This window comes from Ruegeria sp. J8, from assembly GCF_056531925.1.
Genome location: NZ_JBQFMR010000001.1, coordinates 623,978 through 641,370, shown reverse-complemented (window position 1 = coordinate 641,370; position 17,393 = coordinate 623,978). Strand labels below are relative to the sequence as shown.

The window sequence follows — 17,393 nt, the reverse complement described above, 5'->3', positions numbered from 1 at the left end:
CCGTGCTTTGCAGGGCAAGTCAACCTTGAGCCTGACGCAAAGTTTACCCATATAGAGAACAACCGCGATTTCGGAGAAAAACTATGCAGACCCGCAACAAGATCCTCGACGATGTATCCCAACTGATGACCAACGCCATGGGCGTGGCGCAAGGTGCACGGGAAGAGGCCGAGAACGCGATGAAGTCGATGATCGATCGCTGGCTGGCCGACCGCGATTTTGTCACCCGCGAAGAATTCGATGCCGTCCGCGCCATGGCGCAAAAGGCGCGCGAGGAAAACGCAGCCCTGGAACAGCGTATCGCCGCGCTTGAGGCAAAGCTGGACAAGTAACGTCCGCTGCAAATTCATCGAAAACAGGAAAAGCACCGCGCAATCCTTAGTCGGGTTGTGCGGTGTTGTGCATCATGCCGCCTTGCGGAATTTAATCAAGACAAAGCTGTACCCGGCGCCAATATTTTGATCGCCGTGGCCATTCGTCCACAACTTATTGCTGTTATCCCCAAGAAATAGGGTTGCCAGACGGGTGCGCGCGGCGCACCATATTTAGTACAGGCACATGGGGGAAGCCCGGCTTGTAGAGCAGGCAACTAGCGCTGGGGCGCTGCCAGCCCCAAATTGCTAGAGATAAGTGAGGTGGCATTATGGCCCTATCCGAGCAGTTTCTCGAAGAAGACCTTCATCCGATTGATATTGTTGAACACCTGGCCGAACATCACGACTGGGATTTTGATCGTATCGGCGACGATCAGATCGCCATGGCTGTCGAAGGACAGTGGCGCACCTATTCCATCACTCTGGCCTGGTCGAACTATGACGAAACCCTGCGCATGGTGTGCTCGTTCGAAATGGACCCGCCATCCGAGCGGGAAAGCGAGCTGTATGAGCTTCTGAACAAGATGAATGATCAGTGCTGGGCCGGGGCGTTTACCTATTGGGCCAACCAGAAGCTGATGGTCTATCGCTATGGTCTGGTTCTGGCGGGTGGTCAGACGGCCAGCCCTGAACAGATTGACACGATGATCACCGCAGCGGTTCTGAGTGCCGAGCGGTATTACCCGGCGATCCAACTGGTCACATGGGGCAATCGTGATCCCGAAGATGCGATGCAAGTCGCCATTGCAGAGGCTTACGGCCGCGCGTAAAGCTTTGCCCCAAGCCAGATAATGGGGAGGGGCAATCATGGATATGTCGCGTGTCGCGGATCAGGGGCTGGTGCTTCTGGGATGCGGTAAGATGGGATCGGCCATGCTGGCGGGCTGGCTGGAACACGGCCTTCCTGCCTCTTCGGTCTGGGTCGTTGATCCGTACCCCTCGGACTGGCTGAAAGCACAAGGCGTCAATATAAACACAGCATTGCCCGAAGCGCCCGCCGTGGTGCTTGTGGCCGTCAAACCGCAGATGATGGGCGAAGCATTGCCCGCGATCAAAGCGCTAGGCGGGGGCGGAAGCCTGTTCGTCTCGGTCGCTGCGGGGACGTCGATTTCCACATTCGAATCCGTGTTGGGCGCGGGCACGCCGATCGTTCGGGCGATGCCAAATACGCCTGCGGCCATTCGGCAGGGCATCACGGCTTTGATCGGCAACGCACAGGCCTCCGAGGCCGATGTGACCCTGGCCGAAAACCTGCTGTCCGCGATTGGTGAAACTGTCCGGTTGGCGGAAGAGACGCAGATGGACGCAGTGACTGGTCTCAGCGGATCGGGCCCGGCCTATGTGTTCCACCTGATCGAAACGCTGGCCGCCGCGGGGCAGGCGCAGGGCTTGCCGCATGAACTGGCAATGAAGCTGGCCAAATCTACTGTTGCAGGGGCAGGCGCGCTAGCGATGGCCGCCGACGAAGACCCCGCGCAGCTGCGGGTCAACGTGACCTCGCCCAATGGCACCACGCAGGCCGCGCTAGAGGTGCTTATGCACGAAGAACAGGGTTTCCCCGATCTGCTGCACCGTGCCGTCAAAGCCGCCACCGACCGATCCAAGGAGCTGTCCCGTGAGTGAGATTACCTTCGACGATTTTCTCAAGGTCGATATCCGCGTAGGTGAAGTGATCCGCGCCGAGCCGTATCCCGAGGCCCGCAAACCCGCGATCAAGATGTGGATCGACTTCGGCGATGAGATCGGCGAGCGCAAGACCTCGGCCCAGATCACCGCGCATTACGACCCGGCCACTCTGGTCGGCAAGCAGGTGATGGCTGTGGTGAATTTCCCGCCGCGCCAGATCGGCAAGTTCATGTCCGAAGTCCTGGTGCTGGGCCTGCCCGACGAAAACGGTGAGATCGTTCTGATCGGACCGGATGGCAACGTTCCCATCGGCGGAAGGATGCACTGATGAAGGTATTTATTGCCCGGCCGATGACGCCAGCGGTCGAAGCGCGCGCAAGGGCTGAATTCGACGTTGAATTCCGGCCCGAGACTGCGCCGATGTCTGAGGAAGAAATGATCAACGCGCTAAACACGTTCGACATTGTCGTTCCGACGCTGGGGGATCAGTTCTCGGCGGATATCTTTGCGCAAGTGCCTGACCCGCGTTGCAAGCTGCTGGCCAATTTCGGCGTTGGGTATAACCATATCGACGTAAGCGCCGCGCAAGCTGCCGGAATCACCGTCACCAACACCCCCGGCGCAGTCACTGATGCGACCGCCGATATCGCCATGGCGCTGTTGTTGTCCACGGCCCGTCGCGCGGGCGAGGGTGAGCGCCTGGTTCGCGCCGGTGCTTGGGAAGGCTGGCATCCGACCCAGATGTTGGGCCACCACGTCACCGGCAAACGGGTTGGTATCGTGGGCATGGGTCGCATCGGTCAGGCCATCGCGCGGCGTTGCCACTATGGGTTCTCGATGCAGGTGGCCTATCAATCGCGAAGCGCGAAGGATCTGGATTTTGCGGCAGAGTTCATTCCCGATCTGTCTGCTTTGGCGGCTTCGGTCGATTTCCTTGTGCTGGCGGTTCCCGGTGGCGCCGAAACCCGGCATCTGATCAATGCGCAGGTGCTGGAGGCGATGAACCCCAACGCCCTGCTGGTCAACATCGCGCGCGGAGAGGTCGTGGATGAAGCTGCCCTGATCGCAGCCCTTCAGGCGGGGCAGATCGCCGGGGCTGGGCTGGATGTCTATGAATTCGAGCCCAAGGTCCCACAAGCCCTGATCGACATGGACAACGTGACCCTGTTCCCGCATCTGGGTACCGCGACCGAGGAAGTGCGCACGGATATGGGCAATATGGCGCTGGATAATGTCGCCGCCTTTGTCACGGGGCGCGCGCTGCCGAACCCGGTTTAGTCGCCCATCGCCTCGCGCCAATGCTTGCGGCAGAGCGAGACATAGGTCTCGTTCCCGCCGATCTGAACCTGTGCGCCTTCGGTAATGGTGTTGCCGTTCTCGTCCTGCCGAATGACCATCGTAGCCTTGCGGCCGCATTCGCAGATCGTGCGCACCTCGCGCATTTCATCGGCCAGCGCCAGCAGCGCCGCAGAGCCCGGAAACAGACGCCCCTGAAAGTCCACGCGCAACCCGTAGGCCAGAACCGGTATTTTCAGATCATCCACGGCACGCGCCAGTTGCCAGACCTGATCCTCGGTAAGAAACTGCGCCTCATCAATGAACACGCAGGCCACCTTGCCCTGTTTCAGGCGCGCGTTGATCATGGCAAAAACATCGTCCTGCGCCCCGAATGTTTCGGCATCCGCCGCAATCCCGATGCGCGAGGCGATCTTGCCCACCCCTGCACGTCCATCCAGCCGGGCCGTCATCAGATAGGTATCCATGCCGCGCTCACGGTAGTTGTGCGAGGCTTGCAGTAACACGGTCGATTTGCCCGCGTTCATGGTCGAATAATTGAAGTATAGCTTTGCCATACGCCCGGGTCTAAAACGCCTGAACGGCGCGGGCAAGGGACCAATATAAACCAAGAAAGCGTCGTCGCCGTTGTCGTTGCAAGGGTCGAGCGCAAGCTCATTGGGGATGGATACCCCCGCTTCAACAACAGCGACGCCGTCGGCCGTCATACGGCCTAACCATTGCAGGACCAGAAAAACGCCCCGCGGATACTCATAACCGGCTGGAAACGCCGCCACTCACTCACAAAATCCCTTCAATTCTGAGGGATAGTCAATTTATGCCATTTCAATTATGACTCGAGTATGGGAAATTTCCGCACCGTTTCCCCCACACTGGCAGATGTGGTGGTGAAGCCAGGCAGCAAAGGTTGAAACATGGCAGATATCGGGGCCTACCTGAAAAAGCATACCGAGGCATTGGTCAAAGACGTGGGCATCGAATCCGCCTGCGAGATTACCGGGAAATCCAAGGCGACCCTGGGCCGGTATTATTCCGACAATGCCGAGCACGCCGACCGGTTCATGCCGGTGGACGCGGTTGCCCGGCTTGAGGCCGTGTCCAACTTTCCGCATGTGACCTCGGCTTTGGCGGACCTAAAGAACATCACGCTGTCCTATGACGGTCGCAACTCGGACGCGCCCCGAACCGGAGGGGTGAATGCAGACGTTATCGCGCTAAGCCAGCGCTTTGCCATGCTGATGACCGAATACCAGGCCGCCATCGAAGACGGCATCATCACAGTGAACGAAGCCAAGCGTTTGTTGAAAGAGACCAGCCAGTTGCAGCAGGTTTTGATCGAGATGAAGCTGCATCTGGAAGAGGAAAGCGTGAGCTGAGCGCTTCTCATATCTTCGAGCAAAAAAAACTTGAGCGGCGCGTTCTACGAACGGCTATGCCTGCACTTGAGCTATTCCTCTTCCTGACAGCGTTCGTAGCTATCGCCCTGCGTTCTCAAAAAACGGCTTCCAACGGGTTCTGACAGGAGATGAACAAAACTGTCGTCACGGTTTAACACCGCACCAATAGCGACATAGCTGCATGGCGTGTCATCGTATTCTTCTTGCGACAGTTGTTCTACATCCGCGCGGATGCGCCAGCCGGTATCGGGATACTTGTCTTCTTCGTCATGTTCGGAATCTTCACGATAAACATATCCCACGCGGGCGCGCCGTTCCAAAACTGCATCATCAACAAAACAGCGGCCAAACCACTTGTTGAAGTCGTTTGAAAAACGCATTTGCAATTCCGGGTCATCCCAATCTATTCCAACTATGTGGTGGATTTTGAACTCGACCGGATCGCCGAGTGTCAATGCGGGTATGTCTTCTGGGGTGTTGTCGAGCCTACCTAGCAAATTTGAGCCGTCGCGGCGTTTTACGATAACCCACATTCTCTCCGCATCGTATTGTTCGGATTCAGGAACAGCGCTGAAAATCAGCTTTACGATTGTTCCAATACCGACTTCAGCAAGCTCTTCTTCGCTTGGTAAATGGAACGTGTATGGGTTTTCTTTTTGCGTTGGGCGCGGGTCGTGAAGGCGAAAACTAGGGCTTGTCACAAATGCAACCTTGATCTGCTTTACAGTTCATCTTCTTGTTTGTTTTCAACGCTAAAGTGGTCAAGCTGCGGGTTGGAGGCAAGAATACCCTGCTGTGAAAGTCGCCTGTTACAGATGATGTTTAACCGCACCGCTTCACGATCACCGAACCCACGGAATACCCCGCCCCGAAGGAGCAGATCAGACCGATTTCTCCATCTGCGAAATCGTCCGAGTATTTGGAGAACGCGATGATCGATCCGGCTGAAGACGTGTTGGCATAGTCTTGCAGGATGTTGGGTTGTTCGCCCGGTTCTGGCTCGCGGCCCAAAACCTTTTTGCCGATGAAATCGTTCATCGTCTTGTTGGCCTGGTGCAACCACAGGCGTTTCAGGTCCGAACTGCTCAGCCCTTCGGAGTCCATATGGTCGGCGATGTGCTTGCTGACCATCGGTAGCACTTCCTTGAAGACTTTTCGGCCGTTCTGCATGAACTGCATGTCACGCCGATCGACCACGCCATCAGGGCGCGAGCGGCGCAAGTAACCATTATTGTTGCGGATATTGTTGGAAAATTCGGTGGCGCAGCGGGTGGAGAGGATTTCGAAATAGGGGCCGGTTGCGTCCTCGACGCGTTCGATCAGGGCGGCGGTGGCGACGTCTCCGAAAATGAAATGGCAATCGCGGTCGCGCCACTCCAGATGACCAGAGCAGATCTCGGGGTTCACCACCAGCGCGGATTTCACCGATCCCGATCGGATCATATCCGCCGCCGCCTGAATGCCAAACGTGGCCGAGGAACAGGCGACATTCATATCAAAGCCAAAGCCCTTGATCCCCAGCGCCTGCTGAATTTCGATCGCAATCGCCGGATAGGCACGTTCGTGGTTTGAGGCGGCGCAGATTACCAGATCCACGTCCTCGGGTGCGCGCCCGGCTTGCGCCAGTGCCTTTTTGCAAGCATCCACGGCCATCTCGGTCATGATGCCGGGTTCATCATCACTGCGCTGACGCAGCAACGGGTGCATCACGTCGGGGTCAAGTACGCCGGTCTTGTCCATCACATAGCGGTTGTGGATGCCCGAGGCCTTGACGATGAATTCTTCCGAGGAATGTTGCAGCGGTTCCATGTCACCTGCGGCAATCGCGTCGGCATGCTCGGCATTGACCTTGTCGGCATAGGCGTTGAAGGCGGTGACGAGTTCTGCGTTGGTGATGATGTTCTCTGGCGTGAATACACCGGTGCCGGTGATTGCTGGCGTGTGCATATGTGAACCTGCGTTTTTCGGATTTGCTCAAAATGCCGCCAATACCCGGTCAGTTCAAGAGAGATTGACCCAAGGGAATGCCAAAGTTGGGGCCCAAATGCGCTTCAATTCTTGAATAGTTCATTTTTTGAAGTATATGCGGTCGCGAGGTCTTTAAGGGATTCGGTCCATGACATTCGATGACAGTGCGCTGGTAAAACGGCTCAGTCCTGAAATGCAGGCCATGATGGGCGTGTATGCCTTGTACTGGAAGCTTGAAGAAAGCTTTGACTCGTTGGAAATCGAGCTGACCCATCAGGAATGCCACATGTTGATCAAGCTAGACCAGCCCAAGCGCATGGGGGTTCTGGCGTCGGATATGTTGACAGTGCCCTCCACGATCACCTCTACGGCGGACGCGTTGGAAGCATCGGGGTATCTATCCCGACAACGCGACCCTGAAGATCGCCGCGCCTGGTTGTTGGTGCTGACCGACAAGGGGCTTGAAATGCGTCAGGCCCTGGTGGCCGAAGCGGGTGCTTTGTTTCACCGCGCGTCGGGGTTGGATGCTGATGAGACGGCAGAATTTGCGCGTCTGGCCCGGAAAATCCGGGAAAACATATTGAAAACGGGAATACCCGAGGGGTTGAAGAAATGAAATTGATCTCTGTTTTGGGCATTGCCCTTGCCCTGCTGGCCACCTCTGCCACGGCGCAAGAGACGGCCAAACCAGTCAAGCTGATGGTTGTGCAGGAAACTACACCGGGGTTTTCGCGTCAGTTCTTTGGTCGTGTGGCTGCGCGCCAAACGGTCGATCTGGCGTTTCAGGTAGCTGGGCAGATCATGGACATGCCCGTGACCGAGGGGTTCGTGATCCCCAAGGACGAGTTGATTGCCGAGCTAGACCGTGAGCCGTTCCAGCGCCGCTATGACCGGGCTGTGTTGCAAAAAGAACAAGCCGATCGAACGCTGGCACGCTTGTCCCGTTTGCGCGGTACGGCGGCCAGTCAGGTTGCTGTGGATGACGCCGAAACAGCGGCACAACTAGCCGATATCGCTGTGCGCGATGCCCTTTATGATCTGGAACAGGCGACGCTGACCGCGCCCTTTGACGCGCTGGTCTCAAGCCGCGCGGTGGAATCCTTTACAACCGTATCGGCCGGAACCCCCATCGTTCGTATCCACGACATGTCCGAGCTGCGGATCGAAGTGGATGTGCCCGAAATTCTGTTTCAACGCTCGGGCCAGCAGGATGACATCACCATCACCGCCAAATTCCCTGTCAGCGATGAGGTGTTCCCGCTGCAAATCCGCGAGTTTGATGCTGAATCTTCGAGCGTTGGTCAAACCTTCCGCATTCAGTTCGGCCTGACCCCGCCGGAAGGGCTGCAGATTCTGCCGGGGTCTTCAGTGACGGTGAACGTGCAGGTACAGGATCAACGCACAGGCATCGTGGTCCCGGCGACCGCGATTGTGGCGGATGCCGAAGGAACGCTTGGCATTTTCGTCTTCACGCCGACAGGGGCCGATGAAGGCACGATCACGCGAGTACCGGTGACGATCGAACCCACGGAAAGTGGGGATGTGCGCGTTCTGAGCGGGCTTAACAATGGCGATGAGGTCGTGGTCGCAGGCGGTGGAGCATTGACCGACGGGCAGACGGTGCGCCGTTTTGCCGGTTTTGCGAATTAAAGAGGGCAGGGTCATGAACATCGCGCGCGCATCCATTGATCGGCCGATCTATACGTGGCTGATCATTCTGATCGCTCTGTTTGGCGGCATCTGGGGGTTCCTGTCGCTGGGTCGGCTGGAAGACCCGGCCTTTACGATCAAGAACGCGGTCATCGCCACGCAATATCCCGGTGCCACTGCCGAACAAGTGGCGCTTGAGGTCTCGGAACCTCTGGAATCGGCGATCCAGCAGATGGGAGAGGTCAAAACCATTACTTCGGTCAACCAACCGGGGTTCTCGCTGATCGAAGTTGAGGTGAAGTCTACCTATGACGGAACCGAATTGCCCGAAATCTGGACCAAGCTGCGCGCTAAGGTCCGCGATGCGGCTCGCGCGTTGCCGTCAGGTGTCAGCCAGCCGCTGGTGAATGACGGGTTTGGTGACGTGTTCGGGCTGTTCTATGCGGTCACCGCGGATGGATTCTCGGATGCTGAAAAGCACGAGTTGTCGACCTTTCTGAGGCGCGAATTGCTGACCGTCGAGGGCGTAGCGGATGTCGAGGTGATGGGCCTGCCGGAAGAAGCTATTTTCGTGGAGCCCGACCTAGCCATCTCGGTCAATCAGAATGTGCCGTTGCAGGCGATCAACGATGCCATCGTTAATGCGGATTCGGTGAATGCATCGGGTTCGCTGCGGTCAGACAATGACCGTACCACGGTCCTGACTGCCGAAGGGTCCGATACGGTTTCGGCCATCGCGGGGCTGTCGGTTGGCTCGCAAGGGCAGGTGATCAACCTGTTTGATATGTCCAATGTCTATCGCGGGCGCCAAACCGACCCCGAGGTCATCATCCGCTTTAACGGCGCCGAGGCGTTCACGCTGGGCATCGCGGGCCTGTCGACCGAGAACATTGTCGAGGTCGGCAAGCGCGCCGATGCGAAATTTGCCGAACTGGACGGGCAGATTCCCTATGGTGTCGAAATCCTGCCGATCTATCAGCAACATGTTGTGGTCGAGCAGGCCTCGAACGATTTTCTGGTGAACCTGGCTTTGTCGGTGGCGATTGTAGTGACGGTTCTGGCCATCTTCATGGGCTGGCGCGCCGCGATTGTGGTGGGCTCGACCCTGCTGCTGACCGTGGTGGGAACGCTGCTGTTCATGGCCATATTCTCGATCGAGATGGAGCGGATTTCGCTAGGCGCGTTGATCATCGCCATGGGGATGCTGGTCGACAATGCCATCGTCGTGGCCGAGGGGATGCAGATCGCCATGCTGCGCGGCAAAAACGCGCGCGATGCGGCGGATGAGGCTGCGTCCAAAACACAAATCCCGCTGTTGGGCGCGACGATCATCGGTATCATGGCGTTTGCTGGTATCGGTCTCAGCCCGGACGCATCGGGTGAGTTCCTGTTCTCGCTGTTTGCGGTCATCGCGATCTCATTGCTGCTGAGTTGGATTCTGGCACTGACGGTGACGCCCATGCTGGGGCACTATTTCTTCAAACAGGGTAAAGAAGGCGCGGTGGATGCTTATGGCGGACTGATGTTCCGTATCTACGGGACCGTCCTGCGCTGGGCTTTGCGGTTCCGCTGGCTGGTGATCGCCGCCTTGGTGGGGGTGACGGTGGCCTGTTTCGCCGGGTTCGGTCTGGTCAAGCAGCAATTCTTTCCGGATTCGAACACGCCACTGTTCCTTGTGCATTATAAATTGCCGCAAGGTACTCCAATTTCCCGCACCGCTGATGATATAGCCGTGTTTGAGGAATGGCTGACCAACAGGGATGAAGTCGTGTCGGTCGCAACTTTTGTCGGACAGGGCGCGACCCGGTTTTTGCTGACCTATTCGGCCGAAAAGCCGAACCCCAGCTATGGTCACCTGATCATCCGAACCGAAACCCTTGAAGACATCCCGCAACTGCGCGCGGATCTGGAAGAATTCGGCTCGGCCCAGTTCCCTGAGGGTGAGTTTCGCACCCGCCGTTTGATCTTTGGTCCGGGTGGCGGCGATCCGATCCAGGCGCGGTTCTCGGGCAGCGATCCGGTAGTTTTACGGCAACTGGCAGAGGAGGCGGTCCTGCGGATGCGCGCCGCGTCCGATAATGCCCTGCACGTGCATCACAACTGGCGTGAAAAAGAGCTGGCGGTTCAACCGATCTACGCGACTGAGCGCGCCCAAACTGCAGGTGTCAGCCGCGAAGACATCGCAGCCACGTTGCAGTTTTCAACCGATGGCATCACCGGCGGGGTGTTTCGTGAACGCGATCGCCTGATCCCAATCATCCTGCGCCGCGCTGCGAATGGCGATTACTCGATCGTGGATCAGGTGGTGTATTCCGATCAGTCCGAACGCTTTGTTCCGATCGAGCAGATGGTGGACGGGTTCGAATACAAGGCCCTGAACACGCTGGTACATCGGCGGGATCGGGTCCTGACCATCACTGTTGGTGCAGATATCCCGGCAGGGTTCACGGCGGCTCAGGTCCATTCCGAAGTCCGGGCGGCCATCGAAGACATGGATTTGCCCGCCGGATACCGGATGGAATGGGGTGGTGAATTTGAAAATGCCGGTGAGGCCAATGAAAGCCTTGGACGGCAACTGCCCTTAAGCCTGCTGATCATGGTCTTGATCTCGGTGCTGATCTTCAACGCGATCCGGCAGCCAATCATCATCTGGCTGCTGGTGCCGATGTCGGTAAATGGGGTAGTCATCGGGTTGCTGGGCACCGGGTTACCATTTACCTTTACGGCGCTGCTTGGGCTGCTGAGCTTGTCGGGGATGCTGATCAAAAACGGCATCGTTCTGGTGGAAGAGATCGACCTGGTTCGCGCAACCGGTAAGGGACTGCACGAGTCGATCGTCGAAGCCTCGGTCTCGCGTTTGCGCCCGGTGATGCTGGCGGCGATTACGACCATTCTGGGGATGGCACCGCTGTTGACGGATGCGTTCTTCAAATCGATGGCGGTGACGATCATGGGGGGGTTGGCCTTTGCCACGATCCTGACCATGGTGGCCGCGCCCGTGTTCTACATGGTGTTCTTCCTGCCGGAATACCGGCGCAAATCAGCGCCGCAACCTGTTGTTTAAATGAAAAACCCCCGGTCAGAGACCGGGGGTTTTGCTTTTTTCTGTAACCGGGCGGTGGGGTTAACCCTGCAGGGATTTGACCTCGACATCGCCCTCGGCCTGCGCCTTGATCGCCAAAGCTGCGGCATGGCTAGCGGCCGCAGTGGTGAAATAGGGGATCTTGTCATACAGCGCGATGGAGCGGATGGACTTGCTGTCTTCGACCGCCTGCGCGCCTTCGGTGGTGTTCATTAGCAGCTGCACCTGACCGTCCTTGAGCATATCGGCCACGTCGGGTCGGCCTTCATAGACCTTGTTTACCACGTCGCAGTCGACGCCTTGCTCTGCCAGCCAGGCTTGCGTGCCGCGCGTTGCAACCAGTGAGAAACCCTGTTCGGTCAGCACCTGCGCCGCCTCAAGCATTGCGGGTGTCTTGTCGGCATCCTTGATCGAGATAAATGCGCGGCCCTCGGACGGCAGCACCATACCAGCGCCCATCTGCGCCTTGAGGAAGGCGCGCGGGAAGTCGCGGTCCCAGCCCATGACCTCGCCGGTCGAGCGCATTTCGGGGCCCAGAATGGTATCAACGCCGGGGAAGCGGGCGAAGGGCAGCACGGCCTCTTTCACCGAGAACCACGGCATGTCCGGGTCGGCCAACGTCATCTGGTCGGCAATCTTGGTGTCCTGACCTTCCTTGTACGCGGGGCGCATCGGGAAGGTTGAGAGCTTCTCACCAGCCATGATACGCGCTGCGATGGACGCAATCGCGCTGTCGGTCGCCTTGGCGACGAAGGGCACGGTGCGTGAGGCGCGCGGGTTCACTTCGATCAGGTAGATCTCATCGTCTTTGATCGCGAACTGAACATTCATCAGACCGACCACGTTCAGAGCCTTAGCCAATTTGAACGCCTGATCCTTGATCTGATCGAGGATCTCCTTGGACAGCGAGTAGGGCGGCAGAGAACAGGCCGAGTCGCCCGAATGCACGCCGGCCTCTTCGATATGCTGCATGATACCTGCCACATGCACATCGGTGCCATCGCACAGCGCGTCCACGTCCAACTCAACCGCGCCCGCCAGATAGCTGTCCAGAAGAACGGGGCTGTCGCCCGAGACGACGACGGCCTCGTTGATATAGCGCCGCAGCTGATCCATATCGCGCACGATTTCCATGGCGCGCCCGCCCAGAACGTATGAGGGGCGGATGACCAGCGGGAAGCCGATCTCGTCTGCAATCTCAAGCGCCTGTTCGTCGGTCGAGGCGATGCCGTTCTTGGGCTGTTTCAGGCCTAGTTCGTTGACCAGCGCCTGGAAGCGTTCGCGGTCTTCGGCAAGGTCGATGGCGTCGGGCGTGGTGCCGAGGATCGGAATGCCTTCGGCCTCAAGCGCGTTGGCTAGTTTCAGCGGGGTCTGACCGCCGAACTGAACGATCACACCGTGCAGCGTGCCGTTTTCCTGCTCTTTCGTCAGGATCTCCATGACGTGTTCGAAGGTCAGCGGCTCAAAGTACAGGCGGTCCGAGGTGTCATAGTCGGTGCTGACGGTCTCGGGGTTGCAGTTGACCATAATGGTCTCATAGCCCTGTTCGGTCAGCGCGAAACAAGCGTGGCAGCAGCAATAGTCGAACTCGATCCCCTGACCGATCCGGTTGGGGCCACCGCCGAGGATGACAACCTTTTTACGGTCGCTCGGGCGCGCCTCACACTCGACCTCACCCATCATCGGGGCTTCGTAGGTCGAGTACATGTAGGGTGTCTGCGCTTCGAACTCGGCGGCGCAGGTGTCGATACGCTTAAACACGGCGGTGACGCCTAAGTTGAGACGGGCACGGCGGACATTGCTCTCATCTCGGCCGGTCAGGCTGCCCAGACGGGCATCGGTGAAGCCCAGCATTTTCAGCTTGCGAATACCGTCCTCGGTGACGGGCAGGCCATCTTTGCGCACCTGACGCTCGGCTTCGATGATCTCGCGGATGCGGGCCAGGAACCACGGGTCGAACTTGGTGACGCCGAAAATCTCGTCGTCGGTCAGACCATGGCGCATGGCCTGCGCGATGGTGCGCAGGCGATCCGGTGTCTGCTGGCTGATGGCCTTGATCACAGCGGCCTTGTCGTCGGCTTCATCCCATAGAGCAACGTTCAGACCGGGGATTTCTATCTCATCAAAGCCGGTCAGGCCCGATTCCATCGAGGCCAGCGCCTTTTGCATCGATTCGTGGATCGTGCGGCCGATGGACATGGCCTCACCCACCGACTTCATCGCGGTGGTCAGGTAGGGTTCCGAGCCGGGGAATTTCTCGAAGGCGAATTTCGGGATTTTAGTGACCACATAGTCGATGGTCGGCTCGAAAGACGCAGGCGTGACCTTGGTGATGTCGTTGTCCAGCTCGTCCAGCGTATAACCCACGGCCAGTTTCGCGGCGATTTTCGCAATCGGGAAACCGGTCGCCTTGGACGCCAGCGCAGACGAGCGCGACACGCGCGGGTTCATCTCGATCACGACCATGCGGCCATCGACGGGGTTGATCGCCCATTGCACGTTCGATCCGCCGGTCTCGACCCCGATCTCGCGCAGCACGGCAATCGAGTGGTTGCGCATGATCTGGTATTCTTTGTCGGTCAGCGTCAGGGCCGGGGCCACGGTGATCGAGTCGCCCGTGTGCACACCCATGGGATCGACGTTTTCGATGGAACAGACGATGATGGCATTGTCGGCGGTGTCGCGCACCACCTCCATCTCATATTCTTTCCAGCCCAGCAGGCTTTCGTCGATCAGGATCTGACCCACGGGGGACGCATCCATGCCTGTGCGGCAGATATGAATGTAATCCTCGCGGTTATAGGCCACGCCGCCGCCGGTGCCGCCCAATGTAAAGGCGGGGCGGATGATGGCGGGCAGACCGACGGTCTCCAGTGTCTCAAGCGCCAGCGCTACGCCCGCGTCCAGATCTTTTTTGCCGTCCGCGTCCTTGGGGGCGGTTACAATCTCGGCTTTGGGGTTTTCGATGCCCAGCCTGTCCATCGCCTCGCGGAACAGTGCGCGGTCTTCGGCCATCTCGATGGCGTCACGCTTGGCACCGATCATCTCGACGCCGAACTTATCCAACACGCCCATCTCTTCCAGCGCCAGCGAAGTGTTCAGCCCGGTCTGCCCGCCCATGGTGGGCAGCAGCGCGTCGGGGCGCTCTTTCTCAATGATCTTAGCAACAACTTCGGGGGTGATCGGCTCGATATAGGTGGCGTCGGCCAGACCTGGGTCGGTCATGATCGTGGCGGGGTTCGAGTTCACCAGAATGACCCGGTAGCCTTCTTCGCGCAGCGCTTTACATGCCTGAGCGCCGGAATAGTCGAACTCGCATGCCTGACCGATGACAATGGGCCCCGCCCCGATGATCATGATCGACTTGATGTCGGTTCTTCTCGGCATGGCCACGTTCCTTCAATTGTTCGCGAGTCAGGGCACCCCCAAGCGCCCAAATTGTCCTGCGTTATAGGGACAGCGCGAAAAGGTTCAAGGGGTATCGGAAACAGGGGTGAAATTGCCGCTTTCCCCTCTTTCCCTCAGCCCCGTATTCTCTATACCGCGCAGCACGGCAAATGAGGATGCAGGTGCGTATTCGTTTTGATCAGGGCCCGGCCGGGCAGGGGACCACTTTTGACCGGCCCACGCAGGTGATCCGCGCCGACCGCGCGGAAGATGTGCCTCACGCGTTGGAGGCGCTGGATTCCGCGCGCGCGGATGGTGCGTGGTTGGCCGGTTATGCCAGCTATGAGCTTGGTTATGCGCTGGAGCCGAGGTTGTCCGCGCGGATGCCCGAGGGCCGCCGCCTGCCATTGCTGTGCTTTGGCGTCTTTGACACGCCAGCCCAAAGCGACCTGCCTGCGCCTGCGGGTGGAGTGACCGGTTTCGCGCCTCGCTGGGACGAGGCGCGCTATACCCAAGCCTTCGCGCGCGTGCATGAGGCCATCGGCGCGGGCGATATCTATCAGGCCAACCTGACCTTTCCGATTGACCTGATGGTCGAAGGCACCAGCGCCGCTTTGTATGCCGCGTTGGCGGCAGGTCAGCCCGTGGGCCACGGCGCGCTTGTGCAGCAGGACGGTTTGCCTGACTTGCTCAGCCGCTCGCCCGAGCTGTTTTTCCGTACCGATGCCGACCGTTTGATCGAAACGCGCCCGATGAAAGGCACCCAACCGCGCAGCGAGGATTTGGCCGAAGACGCCCGCCGCCGCGATTTCCTGTCGAGTGACGCAAAGAACCGGGCCGAGAACCTGATGATCGTCGACCTGCTGCGCAACGATATCAGCCGTGTGGCGCTGCCCGGTTCGGTCAACGTGCCCGAACTGTTCAAGGTCGAAACTTATGCGACCGTGCATCAGATGATCTCGCTGGTGCAGGCGCAGCTGCATCTGGGGGCCGAGCTTTCGGACGTTCTGATGGCGCTTTTCCCCTGCGGCTCGATCACAGGTGCGCCCAAAATCCGCGCGATGGAGATTCTATCCGACCTCGAACCTTGGCCGCGCGACATCTATTGCGGCGCGATTGGCTGGGCCGCGCCGGATGGGCGGTCGGAGTTTAACGTGGCCATCCGCACGCTGATGGTCGAGGGCGGCAAAGCCACCCTGAATGTGGGCGGCGGCGTGGTCTGGGACAGCACCGCCCCATCCGAATATGAGGAGGCGCTATGGAAAGCCCGCTTCGCCCGCCAGATGACCCTGACTTTCGCCTGATCGAAACGCTGGCCTTCCGGCCGGGGCAGGGGTTTGTGCGCCGTGATCGCCATCTGGCGCGCATGGCGCGATCGGCTGAGGCGTTGGGAGTGCCGTTTGATCGGGCCCGCGCCGTGGCCGCTTTGGAAGATGTCGCGGGTCCATCCCCTCTGCGTTGCCGGCTGACGCTAGATATGGCAGGCGCTGTGGAGGTGACGACCGGTGCGTTGCTCGAGAACCCGCCGTTCTGGCGTGTGGCAATTGCGGATCAGCGTTTGCGGGCCTCGGATGTGTGGTTGCAGCACAAGACCACACAACGCGCGCTGTATGATGACGCCCGCGCATCGCTGCCACCGGGAATTGACGAACTGCTGTTCCTGAATGAACGCGACGAACTGTGCGAGGGCACGATCAGCAATCTGTTTCTGCACATGCCTGATGGACGCGGCCTGACGCCCGCGCTGTCCTGCGGCGTGCTGCCCGGCATACTGCGCGAAGAGGCGCTGAAAAATAAACAGGTTACTGACGCCGTGTTATCCTTGACCGACCTGAAGGATGCGACAGAAATATATGTCGGAAATTCCTTACGCGGCCTGATCCGGGCGGAGTTGGTAGAACTGTGAGCAAACAAATCGAGTGGGCCGAGAGCGCGCCTCAAACGCTGCGGCTGCGTGTCGAGTTCGGACTGTTCTTCATCGCTGTCCCGGTGCTGATCGCGGTATTCTTTCCGCCCAGTTGGATGTTCCCGTCGCTGTTCAGTTTCACCGCACTTGGCATCTTACTGCTGCACTATACACCGGGCTTTGAATGGGCCGAACTGCGATACAACCATGGCAACTGGTCCTGGACCGAAGTTACCCTGTTCGCCGTTGTGATGACTCTGTTCTGCGCGGCGGTCGTGATAATCGCCCGCCCCGAGGCCGCCTTTTTTCTGCTGCGCGAACGGCCCGAGATCCTGCTGATGATCTGGGTCTTCTACCCCTGCATCTCGGCCCTACCGCAAGAGCTTCTGTTTCGGTCGCTGTTCTTCCGCCGCTATCATGCAATCCTGCCGGGCGAGCGCGCGGCCTATCTGCTGAACGCCGCGCTGTTTTCGTTGGCGCATCTGATGTACTGGAGCTGGATCGTCGCTGTCATGACATTTGCGGGTGGGCTACTGTTCACTTGGGCCTATCGCAAACGCGGCTCATTTTTCTATGCGGTGCTGTTGCATGCGATTGCGGGCAATATCATCTTTGCGGTCGGTCTGGGCATCTATTTCTACTCGGGCAACGTGCAAAGGCCGTTTTGAGCGGGATACCTGCCTTGACTTTCGCGGCCCGACGGGGTG

16 protein-coding genes are annotated in these 17,393 nt (G+C 58.9%); 12 read left to right on the top strand and 4 right to left on the bottom strand.

Annotated features, from left to right (window positions below):
* The first annotated feature begins 83 nt into the window (after window positions 1-83).
* The 5 genes from ACR0L1_RS03065 (at window position 84) to ACR0L1_RS03045 (ending at window position 3,278) form a co-directional block, all read left to right on the top strand.
* Complete coding sequence (locus ACR0L1_RS03065) at window positions 84-332, top strand: accessory factor UbiK family protein (RefSeq protein ID WP_170352360.1); 249 nt, start codon at window positions 84-86, stop codon at window positions 330-332.
* A gap of 311 nt (window positions 333-643) precedes the next feature.
* Window positions 644-1,144, top strand: coding sequence for a type III secretion system chaperone family protein (locus tag ACR0L1_RS03060; protein ID WP_170352361.1), 501 nt, complete (start codon window positions 644-646; stop codon window positions 1,142-1,144).
* A 37-nt stretch (window positions 1,145-1,181) separates the two neighbouring features.
* Window positions 1,182-1,997 (top strand): pyrroline-5-carboxylate reductase, encoded by an 816-nt coding sequence (gene proC / locus ACR0L1_RS03055; RefSeq protein WP_170788184.1) that lies wholly within the window; start codon window positions 1,182-1,184, stop codon window positions 1,995-1,997.
* The gene (locus ACR0L1_RS03050) at window positions 1,990-2,328 is read left to right on the top strand and encodes a tRNA-binding protein (RefSeq protein ID WP_170769045.1); all 339 of its coding nucleotides are present in this window, start codon (window positions 1,990-1,992) and stop codon (window positions 2,326-2,328) included. The genes proC and ACR0L1_RS03050 overlap by 8 nt, the downstream gene beginning before the upstream one ends.
* On the top strand, window positions 2,328-3,278 hold the full coding sequence (locus ACR0L1_RS03045) for a 2-hydroxyacid dehydrogenase (protein WP_480503286.1): 951 nt from the start codon (window positions 2,328-2,330) through the stop codon (window positions 3,276-3,278). Before ACR0L1_RS03050 ends, ACR0L1_RS03045 begins: the two co-directional genes overlap by 1 nt.
* Here ACR0L1_RS03045 and ACR0L1_RS03040 read toward each other — a convergent pair.
* A complete protein-coding gene (locus ACR0L1_RS03040) occupies window positions 3,275-3,853 on the bottom strand; it encodes a thymidine kinase (RefSeq protein WP_170783844.1) in 579 nt (192 codons plus the stop codon). The genes ACR0L1_RS03045 and ACR0L1_RS03040 overlap by 4 nt on opposite strands.
* 357 nt (window positions 3,854-4,210) lie before the next feature.
* Between ACR0L1_RS03040 and ACR0L1_RS03035 the strand changes: the two genes are divergently transcribed.
* Complete coding sequence (locus ACR0L1_RS03035) at window positions 4,211-4,672, top strand: hypothetical protein (RefSeq protein ID WP_170769047.1); 462 nt, start codon at window positions 4,211-4,213, stop codon at window positions 4,670-4,672.
* Window positions 4,673-4,743: 71 nt separating this feature from the next.
* Here the strand turns inward: ACR0L1_RS03035 and ACR0L1_RS03030 are convergent, their stop codons facing one another.
* Complete coding sequence (locus ACR0L1_RS03030; protein ID WP_480857070.1) at window positions 4,744-5,394, bottom strand: immunity protein Imm33 domain-containing protein; 651 nt, start codon at window positions 5,392-5,394, stop codon at window positions 4,744-4,746.
* Window positions 5,395-5,515: 121 nt separating this feature from the next.
* Window positions 5,516-6,640, bottom strand: a complete 1,125-nt coding sequence (locus ACR0L1_RS03025; protein ID WP_480857068.1) for a beta-ketoacyl-ACP synthase III — start codon at window positions 6,638-6,640, stop codon at window positions 5,516-5,518.
* A gap of 169 nt (window positions 6,641-6,809) precedes the next feature.
* Here ACR0L1_RS03025 and ACR0L1_RS03020 point away from each other — a divergent pair, with 169 nt between their 5' ends.
* The 3 genes from ACR0L1_RS03020 to ACR0L1_RS03010 are packed head-to-tail and all read left to right on the top strand — an operon-like array spanning window position 6,810 to window position 11,375.
* Window positions 6,810-7,277: a MarR family winged helix-turn-helix transcriptional regulator gene (locus ACR0L1_RS03020; protein WP_170783850.1), complete on the top strand. Its 468-nt coding sequence runs from the start codon at window positions 6,810-6,812 to the stop codon at window positions 7,275-7,277.
* The gene (locus ACR0L1_RS03015) at window positions 7,274-8,311 is read left to right on the top strand and encodes an efflux RND transporter periplasmic adaptor subunit (RefSeq protein ID WP_170783852.1); all 1,038 of its coding nucleotides are present in this window, start codon (window positions 7,274-7,276) and stop codon (window positions 8,309-8,311) included. The genes ACR0L1_RS03020 and ACR0L1_RS03015 overlap by 4 nt, the downstream gene beginning before the upstream one ends.
* 13 nt (window positions 8,312-8,324) lie before the next feature.
* Window positions 8,325-11,375: an efflux RND transporter permease subunit gene (locus ACR0L1_RS03010; RefSeq protein WP_480857066.1), complete on the top strand. Its 3,051-nt coding sequence runs from the start codon at window positions 8,325-8,327 to the stop codon at window positions 11,373-11,375.
* 60 nt (window positions 11,376-11,435) lie between these two features.
* Here the strand turns inward: ACR0L1_RS03010 and carB are convergent, their stop codons facing one another.
* Window positions 11,436-14,780, bottom strand: a complete 3,345-nt coding sequence (gene carB / locus ACR0L1_RS03005) for a carbamoyl-phosphate synthase large subunit (protein WP_480503281.1) — start codon at window positions 14,778-14,780, stop codon at window positions 11,436-11,438.
* Window positions 14,781-14,956: 176 nt separating this feature from the next.
* Here carB and ACR0L1_RS03000 point away from each other — a divergent pair, with 176 nt between their 5' ends.
* Genes ACR0L1_RS03000 through ACR0L1_RS02990 form a run of 3 tightly spaced genes read left to right on the top strand, consistent with a single transcriptional unit; the run spans window position 14,957 to window position 17,354 of the window.
* Window positions 14,957-16,084 carry an aminodeoxychorismate synthase component I gene (locus ACR0L1_RS03000; RefSeq protein WP_480857063.1) on the top strand — a complete coding sequence of 376 codons (1,128 nt, stop codon included), beginning with the start codon at window positions 14,957-14,959 and terminating at the stop codon, window positions 16,082-16,084.
* Complete coding sequence (locus tag ACR0L1_RS02995) at window positions 16,039-16,686, top strand: aminotransferase class IV family protein (protein ID WP_170788192.1); 648 nt, start codon at window positions 16,039-16,041, stop codon at window positions 16,684-16,686. Before ACR0L1_RS03000 ends, ACR0L1_RS02995 begins: the two co-directional genes overlap by 46 nt.
* On the top strand, window positions 16,683-17,354 hold the full coding sequence (locus tag ACR0L1_RS02990; RefSeq protein WP_480857061.1) for a CPBP family intramembrane glutamic endopeptidase: 672 nt from the start codon (window positions 16,683-16,685) through the stop codon (window positions 17,352-17,354). Before ACR0L1_RS02995 ends, ACR0L1_RS02990 begins: the two co-directional genes overlap by 4 nt.
* The last annotated feature ends 39 nt before the right edge of the window (window positions 17,355-17,393 follow it).

Coding starts and splice junctions, on each gene's coding strand:
- ACR0L1_RS03065 (WP_170352360.1), top strand. CDS start 84: ATGCAGACCCGCAACAAGATCCTCGACGATGTATCCCAACTGATGACC.
- ACR0L1_RS03060 (WP_170352361.1), top strand. CDS start 644: ATGGCCCTATCCGAGCAGTTTCTCGAAGAAGACCTTCATCCGATTGAT.
- proC (WP_170788184.1), top strand. CDS start 1,182: ATGGATATGTCGCGTGTCGCGGATCAGGGGCTGGTGCTTCTGGGATGC.
- ACR0L1_RS03045 (WP_480503286.1), top strand. CDS start 2,328: ATGAAGGTATTTATTGCCCGGCCGATGACGCCAGCGGTCGAAGCGCGC.
- ACR0L1_RS03040 (WP_170783844.1), bottom strand. CDS start 3,853: ATGGCAAAGCTATACTTCAATTATTCGACCATGAACGCGGGCAAATCG.
- ACR0L1_RS03035 (WP_170769047.1), top strand. CDS start 4,211: ATGGCAGATATCGGGGCCTACCTGAAAAAGCATACCGAGGCATTGGTC.
- ACR0L1_RS03025 (WP_480857068.1), bottom strand. CDS start 6,640: ATGCACACGCCAGCAATCACCGGCACCGGTGTATTCACGCCAGAGAAC.
- ACR0L1_RS03020 (WP_170783850.1), top strand. CDS start 6,810: ATGACATTCGATGACAGTGCGCTGGTAAAACGGCTCAGTCCTGAAATG.
- ACR0L1_RS03015 (WP_170783852.1), top strand. CDS start 7,274: ATGAAATTGATCTCTGTTTTGGGCATTGCCCTTGCCCTGCTGGCCACC.
- ACR0L1_RS03010 (WP_480857066.1), top strand. CDS start 8,325: ATGAACATCGCGCGCGCATCCATTGATCGGCCGATCTATACGTGGCTG.
- carB (WP_480503281.1), bottom strand. CDS start 14,780: ATGCCGAGAAGAACCGACATCAAGTCGATCATGATCATCGGGGCGGGG.
- ACR0L1_RS03000 (WP_480857063.1), top strand. CDS start 14,957: ATGCAGGTGCGTATTCGTTTTGATCAGGGCCCGGCCGGGCAGGGGACC.
- ACR0L1_RS02995 (WP_170788192.1), top strand. CDS start 16,039: ATGGAAAGCCCGCTTCGCCCGCCAGATGACCCTGACTTTCGCCTGATC.